The sequence below is a fragment of the Cellulomonas cellasea genome, assembly GCF_006538745.1.
GTDB classification, from domain to species: domain Bacteria; phylum Actinomycetota; class Actinomycetes; order Actinomycetales; family Cellulomonadaceae; genus Cellulomonas_A; species Cellulomonas_A cellasea.
In genome coordinates this window covers 38,016-53,314 of the sequence record NZ_BJLR01000041.1, presented here as the reverse complement: position 1 = coordinate 53,314, position 15,299 = coordinate 38,016, and the positions used below count along the sequence as shown (strand labels likewise).

9 protein-coding genes are annotated in these 15,299 nt (G+C 74.7%); 4 read left to right on the top strand and 5 right to left on the bottom strand.

Annotated elements, in window-relative coordinates; genetic code table 11:
* Positions 1–104 precede the first annotated feature (104 nt).
* Positions 105–2,681, top strand: coding sequence for a nitrite reductase large subunit NirB (gene nirB, locus CCE01nite_RS19875; RefSeq protein WP_034626766.1), 2,577 nt, complete (start codon positions 105–107; stop codon positions 2,679–2,681).
* The gene (gene nirD, locus CCE01nite_RS19870; protein ID WP_034626768.1) at positions 2,678–3,013 is read left to right on the top strand and encodes a nitrite reductase small subunit NirD; all 336 of its coding nucleotides are present in this window, start codon (positions 2,678–2,680) and stop codon (positions 3,011–3,013) included. The genes nirB and nirD overlap by 4 nt, the downstream gene beginning before the upstream one ends.
* Before the next feature lie 152 nt (positions 3,014–3,165).
* Here nirD and CCE01nite_RS19865 read toward each other — a convergent pair whose 3' ends face one another.
* The 3 genes from CCE01nite_RS19865 to CCE01nite_RS19855 all read right to left on the bottom strand — a co-directional run bounded on the left by CCE01nite_RS19865 (position 3,166) and on the right by CCE01nite_RS19855 (position 7,479).
* A complete protein-coding gene (locus CCE01nite_RS19865; protein ID WP_034626771.1) occupies positions 3,166–3,519 on the bottom strand; it encodes a DUF8129 domain-containing protein in 354 nt (117 codons plus the stop codon).
* Positions 3,520–3,640: 121 nt separating this feature from the next.
* Positions 3,641–6,130 (bottom strand): glycoside hydrolase family 3 protein, encoded by a 2,490-nt coding sequence (locus CCE01nite_RS19860; RefSeq protein ID WP_246056775.1) that lies wholly within the window; start codon positions 6,128–6,130, stop codon positions 3,641–3,643.
* A complete protein-coding gene (locus tag CCE01nite_RS19855; RefSeq protein ID WP_034626773.1) occupies positions 6,130–7,479 on the bottom strand; it encodes an MFS transporter in 1,350 nt (449 codons plus the stop codon). Before CCE01nite_RS19855 ends, CCE01nite_RS19860 begins: the two co-directional genes overlap by 1 nt.
* 180 nt (positions 7,480–7,659) lie before the next feature.
* Between CCE01nite_RS19855 and CCE01nite_RS19850 the strand changes: the two genes are divergently transcribed.
* Entirely contained in the window at positions 7,660–8,673 is a 1,014-nt protein-coding gene (locus CCE01nite_RS19850; RefSeq protein WP_034626775.1) for a LacI family DNA-binding transcriptional regulator, read from the top strand.
* Positions 8,674–8,742: 69 nt separating this feature from the next.
* Here the strand turns inward: CCE01nite_RS19850 and CCE01nite_RS19845 are convergent, their stop codons facing one another.
* On the bottom strand, positions 8,743–9,045 hold the full coding sequence (locus CCE01nite_RS19845) for a DUF3072 domain-containing protein (RefSeq protein ID WP_371861063.1): 303 nt from the start codon (positions 9,043–9,045) through the stop codon (positions 8,743–8,745).
* Positions 9,042–9,842, bottom strand: a complete 801-nt coding sequence (locus CCE01nite_RS19840; RefSeq protein ID WP_034626779.1) for an SDR family NAD(P)-dependent oxidoreductase — start codon at positions 9,840–9,842, stop codon at positions 9,042–9,044. The genes CCE01nite_RS19845 and CCE01nite_RS19840 overlap by 4 nt, the downstream gene beginning before the upstream one ends.
* Positions 9,843–10,045: 203 nt before the next feature.
* Between CCE01nite_RS19840 and CCE01nite_RS19835 the strand changes: the two genes are divergently transcribed.
* The gene (locus CCE01nite_RS19835) at positions 10,046–15,220 is read left to right on the top strand and encodes a glycoside hydrolase family 3 N-terminal domain-containing protein (protein WP_052103745.1); all 5,175 of its coding nucleotides are present in this window, start codon (positions 10,046–10,048) and stop codon (positions 15,218–15,220) included.
* Positions 15,221–15,299: the final 79 nt, after the last annotated feature.

Genomic DNA, 15,299 nt, shown 5'->3' with positions numbered 1-15,299 from the left:
TTGTGAGGTCCTCTGGGTCCAAGGGCCCGGACCTGGCCCGGAGCCGGCCGGGAGTATGGCTCGTGCGGGACCACCACACCCGCAACCCGAGCGAAAGACCCACCATGAGCCTGACATCCCCCGGCCGAGTCCTCGTCGTCGGCGCCGGCATGGTCGCCCACCACCTCGCCGAGCAGCTCGTCACCCGCTCGCCCGAGGGCGCGTGGCAGCTGACCGTGCTCGGCGAGGAGGACGCCGCGCCGTACGACCGCGTGCACCTGTCCGACTTCTTCAGCGGGAGCGACGCGCGTGCGCTGACCCTGCCCGGGACGCCGTGGCTCGACCCGCGCGTGCAGCTGCGCACGGGCGACCCGGTGCGCAGCGTCGACCGGGACGCGCGCACCGTCACGACCCGCTCGGGCCGCGTCGAGGCGTACGACCAGCTCGTGCTCGCGACCGGCTCGTGGGCCTGGACGCCGCGCACCGAGGGCACCGACCTGCCCGGCGTGTTCACGTACCGCACGCTCGCCGACGTCGAGGCGCTGCGCGACTGGGTCGCCCGGCGCACCGAGGAGCTCGGCCGGCCGCTCGCGGGTGCGGTCGTCGGCGGCGGGGTGCTCGGGCTCGAGGCCGCGGCGGCCCTCCAGAAGCTGGGCACGAGCGCGACGGTCGTCGAGTTCGCGGACCGCCTGATGAACGTCCAGCTCGACGATGGCGGCGGCGAAGCGCTGCGCGTCCTGGTCACCGGGCTCGGCATGGACGTGCGGACCTCGACCGGCGCGACGCGGCTCGGTGCCGCGGCCGACGGCGCGGTCGCGACGATGGACCTGTCCGACGGCTCGTCGGTCCCCGCCGACGTCGTCGTGTTCTCGACCGGCGTGCGCCCGCGCGACCGGGTGGCCCGCGAGTCCGGGCTCGCGATCGGCGAGCGCGGCGGCGTCGTCGTCGGCCCCACGTGCCGCACGTCCGACCCGTCGATCTGGGCCGTGGGGGAGTGCGCGTCGTTCGAGGGCGAGTGCACCGGCCTCGTCGCGCCGGGCAACGCGATGGCCGACGTGGTCGTCGACCAGCTGCTCGGCGGGTCCGCGACGTACCGGCCCGCGGCGGACGGCACGAAGCTCAAGGGCGTCGGGGTCGACGCCGCGAGCTTCGGCGACGTGTTCGCGCTGACCCCGGGCGCGCTCGAGGTCATGTTCGCCGACCCGGTCGCCCAGACGTACCGCAAGCTCGTCGTGTCGGACGACGCGCGCACGCTGCTCGGCGGGGTGTTCGTCGGCGACACGTCGCTGTACTCCTCGCTGCGCCCGATGCTCGGCCGCCCGCTCGGCGCCGACCCGTCCGCGTTCCTCGCACCCGAGGGCGGCGCGCCGGCGCCCGGCCCGGACCTGCCGGACGACGTCGTCGTCTGCTCCTGCTCCAACGTCTCGGCGGGCACCGTGCGCGCCGCGGTCACCGAGCACGGCTGCACGAGCGTCGGCGAGGTCAAGAAGTGCACGCGCGCCGGCACCGTCTGCGGCTCGTGCGTCCCGCTGCTCACCAAGATCGTGAACTCGACGCTCGAGAGCGCGGGCGTCACCGTCTCGAACGCGATGTGCGAGCACTTCGCGATGCCGCGCGCCGAGCTGTTCGCGCTCGTCCGCCGCGACGGGCTGCGCACGTTCACGCAGGTCGTCGAGGCGCACGGCACCGGCCGCGGCTGCGCGGTCTGCAAGCCCGCCGTTGCGTCGATGCTCTCCTCGACCAACGCGGGGCACGTGCTCGAGCGCGAGCACGCGGCGCTGCAGGACACCAACGACCACGTGCTCGCGAACATGCAGAAGGACGGCACGTACTCGGTGGTCCCGCGCGTGCCGGGCGGGGAGATCACCCCCGAGAAGCTCGTCGTGCTCGGCCAGGTCGCCGCCGAGTTCGGGCTCGCGACCCGCATCACGGGCGCACAGCGCATCGCGATGTTCGGCGCACGCATCGACCAGCTGCCCGCGATCTGGCGCCGGCTCGTCGACGCCGGCTTCGAGTCGGGCCAGGCGTACGGCAAGTCGCTGCGTGCGGTGAAGTCCTGCGTCGGGCAGGCGTGGTGCCGGTTCGGCGTGCAGGACTCCGCGAGCATGGCCGTGCGCCTCGAGCTCCGGTACCGGGGGCTGCGCTCGCCGCACAAGTTCAAGGTCGGCGTCTCGGGCTGCGCGCGCGAGTGCGCCGAGGCGCGCGGCAAGGACGTCGGCGTCATCGCGACCGAGAAGGGCTGGAACGTGTACGTCGGCGGCAACGGCGGCTTCACGCCCCGCCACGCCGAGCTGCTCGCCGAGGACCTGGACGACGACCGGCTCGTGCAGGTGATCGACCGGTTCCTGGCGCACTACATCCAGTCCGCGGACCGGGTGCAGCGCACCGCGCCGTGGGTCGCGGAGTACCCGGGCGGGCTCGCCGAGCTGCGCCGGGTCGTCGTGGAGGACTCCCGTGGCATCGGCGCCGAGCTCGACGCCGTGATGGCCGAGCACGTCGCGCAGTACACCGACGAGTGGCGCGCGACGCTCGACGACCCGGCGAAGCTGCGGCAGTTCGTGTCCTTCGTGAACGCCCCGGACACCCCGGACCCGGACCTCGTCTACGCCCCGGTGCGCGGCCAGGTCCGCCCCGCCCGCGCCGGCGACGACGTCGCCGACCGCAACCCCGTCATCGCCCGCACGCTGGAGGTGCGCTCATGAGCGCCTGGACGACCGTCTGCCACGTCGAGGACCTGCTCCCGGAGCGCGGTGCGGCCGCGCTCGTCGGCGAGCACCAGGTCGCGGTGTTCCGGCTGCAGGGCGACGAGGTCGTCGCGGTGCAGCAGCGCGACCCGTTCTCCGGCGCCAACGTGCTCTCGCGCGGGATCGTCGGCTCGGCGGGCGACGCGGCGACGCTCGCCTCGCCGATGTACAAGCAGGTCTGGGACCTGCGCACCGGTGCGTGCCTGGACCCCGCAGGCAAGGAGCCGCAGGACCTGCGGACGTTCGGCGTCGTGGTGGACGCCGACGGCCGCGTGCGGGTCGCCGGCTGACCGCCGGCGGCACGGGGGGCGTCGCGCAGGGGGTGTGCGAGGCCCGAGCCGGCAGGGCCACCACGCGGGGGTGCGTGGTGGCCCTGCCGTGCGTCCCGGGTGAGCGGTCCGTGCGGTGCCGGTGGCGCCGAGCCGCTCGACCCGCGGAGGGTTCAGCGCGGTTGCGCCGGGTTGGTCGGGTCGCCGTGCGACGGCGGGTTGATCTTCGGCCCCTGCGTCTGCGGGCTCACGACGCTGCCACCCTCCGCGCCACCGGAGGCGAGCTCGGGTGCCAGGCCGGACGCGTCGCCGTCCGACGGCTCGGCGCCGTCCTCGAGCTCGGTGAGCCGCGCCTGGAAGACCTGCACGACGGGCAGGCGGTTGCCGTGCGTTTGCTCGTACGTCAGCAGCGTCCCGAGCTGCTCGGCGCTCAGCGAGCGGATGCGGTGGCCGAGGCCCGTCACGGGCAGGTGGTCGTAGTCCGGGATGGGCAGCGCGTCGCGCTCCACGGACGTCTGGTCACTCATCGTGCCTCCTCGTCGTCGGCGTCGGTCCTTCGACTGTAGGTCGGCCCGCGCGACGGCGCAGCGCCACCGGGGGAGCCCGGTGACGCTGCGCCGTGGGTGCCGCGGAGGGGCGGCGGTGGGCTCAGACCTCGGTCAGCGCGACCTCCGCGCGGACGTCGCCGAGTCCGCGGGCGACGAGCAGGCGCCCGCCCCCGGCGAGCCGGCCCCACGTGCCCGACGCGGTGTCCCAGCGCCGCCACAGCCGTGCGTCGGTCGCGACCTCGACGCGCACCGCCTCGCGCGGCTCGGCGCTCGCGGACGCCCAGCCGACGAGCCGCACGGGCTGGTCGGCGGTCTGCGGGTCGAGGTAGACCTGCACGACCTCGCGGCTCGGCCGCGTGCCCGTGTTGGTCACCGTCACGTGGACCCGCGGCGAGGCCCCGGTCTCGTCGACCGTCACGTCGGCGTAGTCCCACGTCGCGTACCCGAGACCGTGCCCGAGCCAGAATGCCGGCTCCGGCGCGAGGCCCGCGTGGTGCCCGCGGTAGCCGATGAAGGTGCCCTCGCTGTACTGGAGGTCGCCGTCGACGGGCGTGACCGACCACGCCGGCGCAGCGCCGTCCGCTACCGGGAACGTCGTGACGAGGCGGCCCGCGGGCTCGATGTCGCCCAGCAGCGCCGCGGCGACGGCGTGGCCACCCTCCTGGCCGGGCAGCCCGGCCCAGAGCACCGCGTCGACCTCGTCGAGCCACGGCATGAGCACCGGCGTCGCGGCGTTCACCACGACGACCGTGCGGCGCGCCGCGGCGGCGACCGCGCTGACCATCGCGTCCTGCGCGCCCGGCAGCGCGAGCGTCGTCTTGTCGACCGACTCGGTCTCGCGCTCCTCGGTCAGGCCCACGACGACGACCGCCACGTCGGCGGTGCGTGCGGCGGCCACCGCGTCGGCGATCACGTCGGCCTCGGGCCGCGGCGCCGGGCGTGCGACGAGCCCGAACAGGCCAACCCCGGCCATCGGCTCGGCGTCCGCCTCGACGGTCACACCGGCGACGACGTCGAGCACGTCCGTCGCGGCCGGCGGGCGCAGCATCACCTCGCCGTCGATCACTGCGTCGGTGTCCACGTCGAGCACCTCGGTCGCGGCTGGGGGCGCCAGCATCTCCTCGGCGAAGCCGCCGCCGGCACGCAGCACGTGCCGCAGCGTCCGGTCGCCGACCGTGAGCACCCAGCTGCCGACGCCCATGACGCCGATCTCGGCGGCGCCCGCCTGGGCGACGCGGGCCTGGAAGCGCACGGTGTGCACGGCCTCCGGCAGGTCGTCGTCGAAGCCGACCATCGTCGTCGCGGTGTCGGAGTGGCGCTCGTCGAGCACCGTGCCGTCCTCCGCGAGGAGCGTGATGTGCACGCCCGGCTCGCCCGAGACCGGGTCGGTGACGAACTCCGGGCGGGCGGCGACCGAGCGCTCGCGCACCTCGACGCCGTCGACCACGGTGACCGCGTCGCCGAGCAGCGCCGTGAGGCCCTCCGCGACGCTGACCTGGTACGGCGGGTTGACCTGCGCGGAGCCGCCGCCCATGTCGATCGTCTCGAGCGCGTGGCGCCCGATCAGCGCGACCGACGTCCCGCGGCCGAGCGGGAGCGCGGCGTCGCGGTTGGTCAGGACCGTCATGCCGCGGGCGGCGAGGCGCGTGAGCTGCTCGCGGCGCACCGCGCTGTCCAGCGCCGGGAGCTCGTCGGGGTACGCGCGCAGCCCGCCGAGCGCCCCGACGCGGTCCGCGAGCACGAGTAGACGCGTGAGGTGGCCGTCGACCACGGCCTCGTCGACCTCGCCCGAGCGCACCGCGGCGACGAGCGCGTCGCCCCACGGGCCGTCCGGTCCCGGCATCACGAGGTCGAGCCCGCCGTTGGCCGCGGGGCCGGCGGTCTTCGTCGCGAACCAGTCGGACATGACGAGCCCGGTGTAGCCCCACTCGCCCTTGACGACCTCGTTGATGACGTGGTCCTGCTCCGTCGCCGCGACGCCGTTGACGTCGTTGTAGGCGGCCATCATCGACCAGGGGTCGGACTCCTGCGTGGCGATCTCGAAGGGGAGCAGGTACAGCTCCCGCAGCGTCGCCTCGTCGACCACGCTGTTCATCGTGTTGCGCTGCGTCTCCGACTCGTTGGCGACGAGGTGCTTGAGGCACGCGCCGACGCGCAGGGACTGCAGGCCGTCGACGTAGGACGCCGCGAGCCGCCCGGTGAGCAGCGGGTCCTCGGAGTAGGCCTCGAAGACGCGGCCGTTGAGGACCGAGCGGTGCAGGTTGATCGTCGGGCCGAGCACGACGTGGATCTCCTGCGCGAGCGCCTCCTCGGCGAGCATCCGGCCGACCTCGCGGGTCGTCTCCGGGTCCCACGCCGAGGCGAGCAGCGTGGCGTTCGGGAACAGGGCGACTTTGCGGCCGCCCGTGAACTTCAGGCCGCGCACGCCGGTCGGCCCGTCGGACAGCCGGACCTCGCCGAGCCCGATCGACTCGTCGGGGGCGAGCGTGAACGCCGTGGCCCCGGTGAGGAGGCGGACCTTCGTGGGCAGGTCGAGCGTGCGGACGAGGGCCTGCACGTCGGTCTGCGTGGAGACGGGGGACATGGTCATCACTTCACCTTCTTGACGGGGATGATGGCGAGCGCGCCGACGAACACCAGCAGCGCCGCGACGATGTAGAGCCGGTCGTAGTCGAGCGCGGGACCGGCGATGAGCAGCGCGCCGAGGAACGGCGCAACCGACTGCGGGCCGGCGTTGGCGATGTTGAAGACGCCCAGGTCCTTGGCGGCGTCGTCCGGGTTCGGCAGCACCTCGATGACGAGGGCGAGGTCGACGCCCATGTAGATGCCGAACGCTGCGCCCAGCAGGACCTCGACGAGGTAGAACCCGCCGACGGTCGTGACCTGCGTGAGCAGGCCGAGCCCGACGGCGAACAGGGCCGTCGAGGCGAAGACGAACACCTTGCGGCGCGCGAGCCGGTCGGACACGATCCCGGCGAGCTGCCCGACGACCACGAGCACGACGGTGTAGATGAGCACGCCGGTGAAGATGGTGTCGGTCGCCTGCTTGTCGCTCAGGCCCAGGTTGTCCTTCATCCAGAAGAACCGGAACGTCGAGAACAGGAAGCTGCCGAGCGTCAGCAGGAACCGGGACCACCAGGCCCACGCGAAGTCGGGGTGCTGCCGCGGGTCGATCCAGAAGGTGTTCGCCCACGCCCGCAGGTTGAGCGGACCGGGGCGGTGCGTCAGCGGCGTGTCCTTGAGCACGAGGGAGAACACGAGCATCCCGAGCACGCCGATCGCGGCGGGCACCATGAACAGCGGGACCATCGCGGTGGTGAAGAGCCCGGCGACCCAGATCGAGGCCAGGATGCCGACGTTCTGCATCACGCCGGCGAGGGCGCTGATGCGCGCGGTCTGCGACTTCGGGACCTGGTCCGCGATGGTCGCGAGGTAGGCGGCGAAGCACGCGTTGGCGGCGAGCTGAGCGAGGAACCAGCCGACGACGAGCGTCGGCACGTTGTCGGCCAGCGCGATCAGCAGGAGGCACGCGGCGAGCGCGAGGCTGCCGCCGACCATCCAGGGGCGGCGTCGGCCGAACCGCGACATCGTGCGGTCGGACAGCCGCCCGAAGATCGGGTTGGCGAGGAGTGCGGCGAACGCGCCCACGCCGAGGATGAGGCCCTGCGCGGTCGTGGCGTTCTCGGGGCCGACGACGCGGATGACCTTGATGGCCATGCTCACCATGACCGGACCGAGCAGGGCGATGAACAGGGCGAGCTGCGCGAACGCGAAGCCCACCATGAACGGCGCCCGGACGGGCTCGGTCGGTGGCGCGTGCTCCGACGTGGGGACGGGCCTCTCGTGGCCCGGGATCCCGGACGTCACGACCGACGCGGACAGCCCGGGGCTGTCGGGCGTCGGAGGGCTGAGGGGGTGGAGGGGCGTTCCGCTGCTCATGTCTGCTCCGGCTGGCGATGGCGGAAAAACGGGCTGATGCGTGTCACTGACACGTGTCACTTGCGCGTGTCAGTACGGTAGGGTGTGGAATGTCGGTTTGGCAACAGGCCAGTTCAGGGGCACGTTCCCGGGACCCGTGAGCACCTGCTCCGGACCGTCGCAGAGCACCGAGGAGGCGCCATGGCCACCGTCCGGACCCGCCGGGTCACGAGCGCCGACGTCGCGCGCGAGGCCGGCGTCTCACGCACGACCGTGAGCTACGTGCTCAACGACACCCCGCACCAGAAGATCCCCGAGGAGACCCGCCGGCGGGTGCTCGACGCCGTCGCGCGCCTCGAGTACGCACCGTCCGCCGCGGCCCGCACGCTCCAGCGCGGACGCTCCGACACGGTGCTGTGCCTGCTGCCGGACTGGCCCATCGGACCGGCCGTCGGCGCCTCGCTCGAGCACCTCTCCGCGGCGCTCACCGAGCAGGGCCTCACGCTCTTGGCGCACCCGAGCGCGGGGTCGTCGCGCGCGCTCGCGGGCGCCTGGCGCTCCGTCAGCCCCGCGGCCGTCGTGCTGTTCGAGGACGCCGACGAGGAGGACCTCGCCGCGATGCGGGCCGAGGGCATCCAGGTCACGGTCGCGCTGCTCGCGGGGGGCGGCGGGGGAGCGGGCGCCCGGCGTGGCGCGCTCGAGATCCCGCAGCAGCGCGCGGGACGGCTCCAGGCCGAGCACCTCGCGGCCGCGGGCCACCGCCGGCTCGGCTACGCGTTCCCGGCCGACCCCCGCGTCGCCGGCTTCGCGGAGCCGCGGCTCGCGGGCGTGCGCGCGGCGTGCGCCGACCTCGGGCTCGACGACCCGGTCGTCCTGACGGTGCCGCTCGACATCGAGGCGGCAAAGGGTGCCGTCGCGACCTGGCGGGACGCGGGCGTCACGGCGGTGTGCGCCTACAACGACGACGTCGCGCTCGCGCTCCTCACGGGGGTGCGGCGCTCGGGTCTCGCGGTCCCGGGCGATCTCGCGGTCATCGGGTTCGACGACATCCCCGGTGCGGCGGTGGCCGACCCGCCGCTCACGACGGTCACGACCGACCACCGGGCGATCGCGGAGCACATCGCGCAGATGATCGTGCACGGCCTCGAGGGCCGGGAGGCGCCGCTGCGTCCCGGCTCGGACGTCGTCGGGCTCGTGCGTCGCGACTCCGCGTGACGCACGAGCCCGAGAGCCGTGCTCGCCGACCGGTCGCCGTGATGCGGCCCGTCGGCGGAGTGGGGCGGGTCAGGCGCCCTGACCGGGCCCGCGACCGGTGCGCGACTGCAGCTCCTCGATGAGCTCCGAGGCCTGCGCCTTCGTGAGGTCGTCGGGGACCTCCTCGCCGGCCTCGCGCGCGAGGGTCGACAGGTAGCTGCCCTGCGGTCCGGTCATCGGCTCGTCACCGGTGACCCAGTCCTGCGGGTCCTTCTCGGGGCTGCCGACGCCGGGTGCGTCGTCGGCGGCCGTGCCCGAGCCCTGTGCGCCCGCGGTGCCGGTCGTCGCGGTCTCGTCCGCGGGGCTCGTCGTGTCGTCGTTCGCCATGCTCAGGCCTCCTGGTCGCTGTGGCGGGGCTCGGTCATCTTCGCGTGCACCGCGGACTTCGCGGTGTCGGGCAGGACCGCGCCCATCGCGGTCTGCATCTTGGTCTTGAGCGACTTCGTCGCGACCTGGTCCTTGCCGGCCATGAGCGCCTCGAAGCCCTCGTGCGCGACCTTGGCCGGGTCGTCCTTCTTCTGCTCGGCGACGCGCGTGTCCTCCATGTGCGAGGCCTCGAAGAAGTCGGTGTCCGTCGGCCCGGGCAGCAGCGCCGTGATCGTCACGCCGGTGTCCTTGAGCTCGTAGCGGACCGCCTCGGTGAAGCTCTGCACGAACGCCTTCGACGCCGCGTAGGTCGCGTAGTACGGCCCCGGCATGCGCGCGGCGACCGACGACGTGACGAGCACCCGGCCCGCCCCGCGCGTGACCATCCGCGGCAGCAGGCGCTTCGCGAGGTGCACCACGGAGACGACGTCGAGCGCGATGACGCGCAGGTCGTCCTCGAGCGGGGTCTCGAGGAAGGGGCCGCCGTTGGCGACTCCGGCGTTGAGCGCGAGCGCGTCGACGGGCCGGCCGCCGATCTCCGCGAGGAGGCGCTCGACGCCCTCGGGCGTCGCGAGGTCGGCGGTCACCGAGCGCACGGGGTGCCCGTCGGCGACGAGCATCTGGGTGGCGATCTGCAGGCCGGTCTCGTCCTCGGCGCAGCTGAGCACCTCGAAGCCGTTCTCCGCGAACTCGCGCACGAGCTCGAGGCCGATGCCGCTCGACCCGCCGGTCACGACGGCGAGGGGCAGGGGTGTGACGTCCATGGGATGACCTCCGGGAGGGGCTGGTCGGTGCCTTCGAGGCTAGGTCGGACGACCGCGCACGGCATGTCGAGCGCGCTCCACGGGGGCCGGCCAGCTGGACGGACGACCAGGGCATCGTGACCCAATCGTGACCTGTTCTTCACTTACCAGCCGGTAAGTACCGATGGTTCCCTGAGCAGGCCGACCTCACGAAGGAGTGACAGGTGACGCGTCCGACCCTTGCCCTCGTCCCGCCCCGACGCCGACGTCCCGGCCCGATCCTGCGGCCCGGCGGCGGACGGTCCGTCGGCCGCACGACCGCCGCGGCGGCCGCCCTCGCGCTCGTCGCCCCGCTGGTCCTGCTCGCGACCGCCGGGCCCGCGCACGCCGCCGGCGACGACCTCGCGATCGCGGGGACGGCGACGGCCTCGCAGTCGCAGGACGACGCCGACGGCTCGTTCCCGGCCTCGAACGCGGTCGACGGCGACCCGGCGACCCGGTGGGCGAGCGGCAACGGGCCCGACGAGGACGTGCCCTTCACCGCGTGGCTCGCGGTCGACCTCGGCGCCCCGGCCGCGGTGGACGGCCTGACGCTGCGCTGGGAGGCGGCGCACGCGGCGTCGTACGAGATCCAGGCCGCCACGGGCGACCCCGCGGACCCCGCGAGCTGGTCGACCGTGCACACCGAGCCCGCGAGCGACGGCGGCGTCGACGAGATCGCGCTCGCCGCGCCCGTCGACGCGCGGCACCTGCGCGTGCAGATGCTCGAGCGCGTGCCGTTCACCTGGGACCCCGCCGGGCCGCACTGGTACGGGTACTCGCTCTTCGCGGTCGAGGTGCACGGCACGCCCGAGCAGCCCGCGGTCGTGGTCGGCCGGGCCACCGCCACGGTCGCCGCCGGCGCCTCCGCGACCGTCCCCGTCGTGCTGAACGCCCCCGCCGCCGACGAGACGCGCGTCCGCGTGACCTCCGGGGGCGGGACCGCCGTCGCCGGGACCGACTACACGGCCGTCGACGAGGTCCTCACGTTCGCCCCGGGCGAGACGACGCAGGAGGTCACCGTCGCGACGGTCGACCACGGCCCGCTCGCGCCCGTCACGACGTTCCACCTCACGCTGAGCGACCCGACAGGCCTCGTGCTCGGCGCCCGGACGACCACCACGGTGACGATCGCGCCGCACGGCGACCTGCCGGACGTCGGCCCGAGCGAGGTGCTCGACGACTTCGAGGACGGCGTGCCCGCCGGGTACACGACGTGGGGGATCAGCGCCCCGGTCACCCCGGTGCTCACGACCGTCGAGTCGGCGCGCGAGGGGGCGGGCGAGGGCAACGACGCGCTCGCCGCCACCGTCGGCGCGACGCCGGCGCCGGGCGACTGGTTCGGCTTCACGCACGACCTCAGCCCCGCCGCGGACTGGTCCGCCTACGACGGCTTCAGCTTCTGGTTCCTCGGCACGGGCGGCGGCGGGACGCTGCGGTACGAGCTCAAGAGCGGCGGGCGCATGTTCGAGCGGTCCGTCGTCGACGACGCCGCGGGGTGGCGGCGCGTGACCGTGCCGTTCGCGCAGCTCCGGGTCAAGGGCGACCCGGCCTCCGACGAGCGCTTCGACCCCGCTGCCTCGACGGGCTTCGCGGTCACGCTCACCGACCTCGGCGAGGGCAGCTGGCTGTTCGACGACGTCGCGGTCTACCAGCGCGTCACGACGATCCAGGACTTCGAGGGCGACGTCCCCGTCGCCGAGCCCGGAGGGACCGTCGGTCACTTCACGTGGGGCTCCGACGGTGCGGAGGTGAGCCTCGCGGTCACCGAGCGCGACCGCGACGGCGCCCCGGCGGGCAACCACGTGCTCTCGGGCGAGTACCTCATCCCCTCGGGCGGCTGGGGCGGCTACAGCCACAACCTCGCCGCCGCGCAGGACTGGAGCAGCTTCCGCGGCCTGCGGTTCCTCTGGTACGCCTCGCAGGACAACCGCCCGGCCTCGCCCACCGCGGGCGCGGACATCAAGGTCGAGGTCAAGGACGGCGGGCCCGACGGCGAGCACGCCGAGCTGTGGGCCGCGACGTTCAAGGACAACTGGTCGCCCGACGGCAGCCGCTGGAAGCTCGTCGAGATCCCGTTCACCGACCTGCGGCTCGGCGGCTACCAGCCGGGCGACGAGGCGACCCGCAACGGCACGCTCGACCTGACGTCCGCGTGGGGCTACGCGCTCACGATGGCGCCCGGCACCGCGGAGCCCGTCGCGTGGGCCGTCGACGACGTCGAGCTCTACGGCTCGCCCGCGCCCGTGCCGACCGCGACGGTCGCCGCGACGCAGGACGTCGTGCTCGTCGACCGCGGCGAGGTCGGGCAGGTCACGGTGCGCCTGACGACGACCGACGGCGAGCCGCTGCCCGAGCCCGTCACCGTCGCCTACGCGAACGCGGGGACGGCCGACACCGCCGAGGCCGGCACGCACTACGAGCCCTTCTCCGGGACGCTCACCCTCGACGCCGGGACACCCTCGGGCACCGAGCGCACGGTCGAGGTCCGCACGCTCGCGACGACCGGGCAGGACGACTCGCGGTCCGTCGAGGTCACGCTGACCGCCGAGGGCGCCGACGTCGAGGCCTCGCCGCGCGTCGTGCTCAACGCGACCGGCGCGCCGTACCTCGACGCGTCGCGGCCGGCCGCCGAGCGCGTCGAGGACCTGCTCGGGCGCATGACGCTCGCGGAGAATGTCGGCCAGATGGCGCAGGCCGAGCGGCTCGGGCTGCGCTCCGACAGCGAGATCGCGAGCCTCGGGCTCGGGTCCCTGCTCTCGGGCGGCGGCTCCGTCCCGGCCGACAACACCCCGTCCGGCTGGGCCGACATGGTCGACGGCTTCCAGCGCGAGGCGCTCTCGACCCGCCTGCAGATCCCGCTCGTCTACGGCGTGGACGCCGTGCACGGGCACAGCAACGTGGTCGGCGCGACGATCCTGCCGCACAACTCCGGGCTCGGCGCCGCGCGCGACCCCGAGCTCGTCCGCCGGGCCGGCGAGGTCACGGCGCTCGAGGTCCGGGGGACCGGCGTGCCGTGGACGTTCTCGCCGTGCCTGTGCGTGACGCGCGACGAGCGGTGGGGGCGCAGCTACGAGTCGTTCGGCGAGGACCCGGCGCTCGTGACGGCGATGGCCCGCGCGGCCGTCGTCGGGCTCCAGGGCGCCGACGCCGCGGACATGTCGGGTCCCACGGAGGTGCTCGCGACCGCGAAGCACTGGGTCGGCGACGGTGGCACGCGCTACGAGCCGTCGCTCGCGGGCAGCGGGTACCCGATCGACCAGGGCGTCACGCACGTCGGGTCGGACGCGGAGCTCCGGCGCCTGCACGTCGACCCGTACGTCCCCGCGCTCGAGGCCGGGGTGGGCTCGATCATGCCGTCGTACTCGGCGGTCGACTCCGGCGACGGCCCGCTGCGCATGCACGAGCACCGCGCGCTCAACACCGATCTGCTCAAGGGCGAGCTCGGCTTCGACGGGTTCCTCATCAGCGACTGGGAGGGCATCGACAAGCTGCCCGGCGGCACGTACGCCGACAAGGTGGCGCGGTCCGTGAACGCGGGGCTCGACATGGCGATGGCGCCGTACAACTACGGGGCGTTCATCACGGCGCTGACCGAGAAGGTCGTCGACGGCACGGTCGCGCAGTCCCGCGTCGACGACGCCGTGCGGCGGATCCTCACGCAGAAGGTCGCGCTCGGGCTGTTCGAGCAGCCCCTCGCGGACCGCACGCACACCGGCGACCTCGGCTCGGCCGAGAACCGGGCGGTCGCGCGGGAGGCCGCGGCGGCGTCGCAGGTGCTGCTGAAGAACGCGGGCGACGTGCTGCCGCTCGCGCCCGACGCTCGCGTCTACGTCGCCGGGTCGAACTCCGACGACCTCGGCCACCAGATGGGCGGCTGGTCCATCTCGTGGCAGGGCGGCTCGGGCGACACCACGACGGGCACGACGATCCTCGAGGGCATCCGCGAGGTCGCGCCGGGCGCGCAGGTCACGTGGTCCACGGACGCGTCGGCACCGACCGAGGGCTCCGACGTGGGCGTGGTCGTCGTCGGGGAGCCGCCGTACGCCGAGGGCATCGGGGACGTCGGCAACAACGGCCGCAGCCTCACGCTGCCCGCCGCGGACCGCGCCGCGATCGACACCGTGTGCGGCGCGATGCCGTGCGTCGTGCTCGTCGTCGCAGGCCGCCCGCAGCTCGTCACGGACCACCTGGACGCGATCGACGGGCTCGTCGCGTCATGGCTCCCGGGGACCGAGGGCGCGGGCGTCGCCGACACGCTGTTCGGTGCCCGTCCGTTCACCGGGCGCCTGCCCGTCTCGTGGCCGGCGAGCGCCGACCAGGTCCCGGTCAACGTCGGCGACGCGACCTACGCGCCGCTCTACGCGTACGGCTGGGGCGTGCGGACCGACGCCCCGCGGGCCCGCCTCGAGCAGGTGCGGGACGGGCTCGCCTCCGGGCCGGCCCGGACGGCGGTGCAGGCCGTGCTCGACGCCGACGTCTGGGCCGGCGACGCGCTCTCGACCGAGCGCGGCGACGTCGAGCGCGCGGTGCGGCTGCTCGCGACCGCCGCGGCGGCGTTCGACGGCGGGGGCGACCGGTTCACGGACGCCGGGCTCGTCGTCTCGCTGGTCCGGGACCTCGCGCAGGCCGCGGTCGCCGCGGGCGGGCCGGGGCTCCCGGCCGACGCGGTGGCGTCGACCGCGGACGCCGAGCACGCGCTCATGTCCGGTCGCGCCGGGGACTCCGTGGTGCTGCTCGCGGAGGTGCTGGGCATCGGGCTCTCGGAGCGGGCGGCGTCCACGACCCAGGTGCGCCTCGCGCCGTCGACCGCGGTCCTCGGCCGCCCGGGGACCGCGACCGTGACGGTCGCGGCGGAGGCGGGGCGCGCGTCCGGGACCGTCGAGGTGCGCATCGACGGGACCGCCGTCGCGACCGCCGAGCTGCCCGCCCGGGCCGGGTCGGACGACGCGCGCGTCCGGGTCCCGCTGCCCGCCGGGGTCGCCGTCGGCACGCACGAGGTCACGGCGGCGTACCTCGGTGACGCGGCGGTCGCGGGCTCGGTGTCCGACGCCGCGCGCTACCGCGTGCGGCGGGCGACCCCGACGGTCAGCACGGCGGGGACGGACTGGGACGTGCGCCGGGCCGACGCCAAGGTCGTGCACGTCGCGGTCACCGGTGACGCGGGGCTCACCCCGACCGGGACCGTCGAGGTGCACGTCAACGGACGCCTGGCGGCCCGCGGGACGCTCGGCGCCGACGGCCGTGCGCTGGTCACGCTGCCCGTCTCGACGCGGACCTCGCTCGTCACCGTCGCCTACCGGGGCGACACGAGCCACACGGCGTCGATGGCGTGGCCCCGGGCGCTCGTCGTGCGCTGACCGCCCGCACGACGGGCACGGCGCGCCCGGCGGGCACGGCACCGCGCGCACCGCCGTCCGAGGCGGCACGGCCCGGGGG

Bases quoted from the DNA above. Each gene is read 5' to 3' on its own strand.
- nirB (WP_034626766.1), top strand. From the start codon at position 105: ATGAGCCTGACATCCCCCGGCCGAGTCCTCGTCGTCGGCGCCGGCATG.
- nirD (WP_034626768.1), top strand. From the start codon at position 2,678: ATGAGCGCCTGGACGACCGTCTGCCACGTCGAGGACCTGCTCCCGGAG.
- CCE01nite_RS19865 (WP_034626771.1), bottom strand. From the start codon at position 3,519: ATGAGTGACCAGACGTCCGTGGAGCGCGACGCGCTGCCCATCCCGGAC.
- CCE01nite_RS19860 (WP_246056775.1), bottom strand. From the start codon at position 6,130: ATGACCATGTCCCCCGTCTCCACGCAGACCGACGTGCAGGCCCTCGTC.
- CCE01nite_RS19855 (WP_034626773.1), bottom strand. From the start codon at position 7,479: ATGAGCAGCGGAACGCCCCTCCACCCCCTCAGCCCTCCGACGCCCGAC.
- CCE01nite_RS19850 (WP_034626775.1), top strand. From the start codon at position 7,660: ATGGCCACCGTCCGGACCCGCCGGGTCACGAGCGCCGACGTCGCGCGC.
- CCE01nite_RS19840 (WP_034626779.1), bottom strand. From the start codon at position 9,842: ATGGACGTCACACCCCTGCCCCTCGCCGTCGTGACCGGCGGGTCGAGC.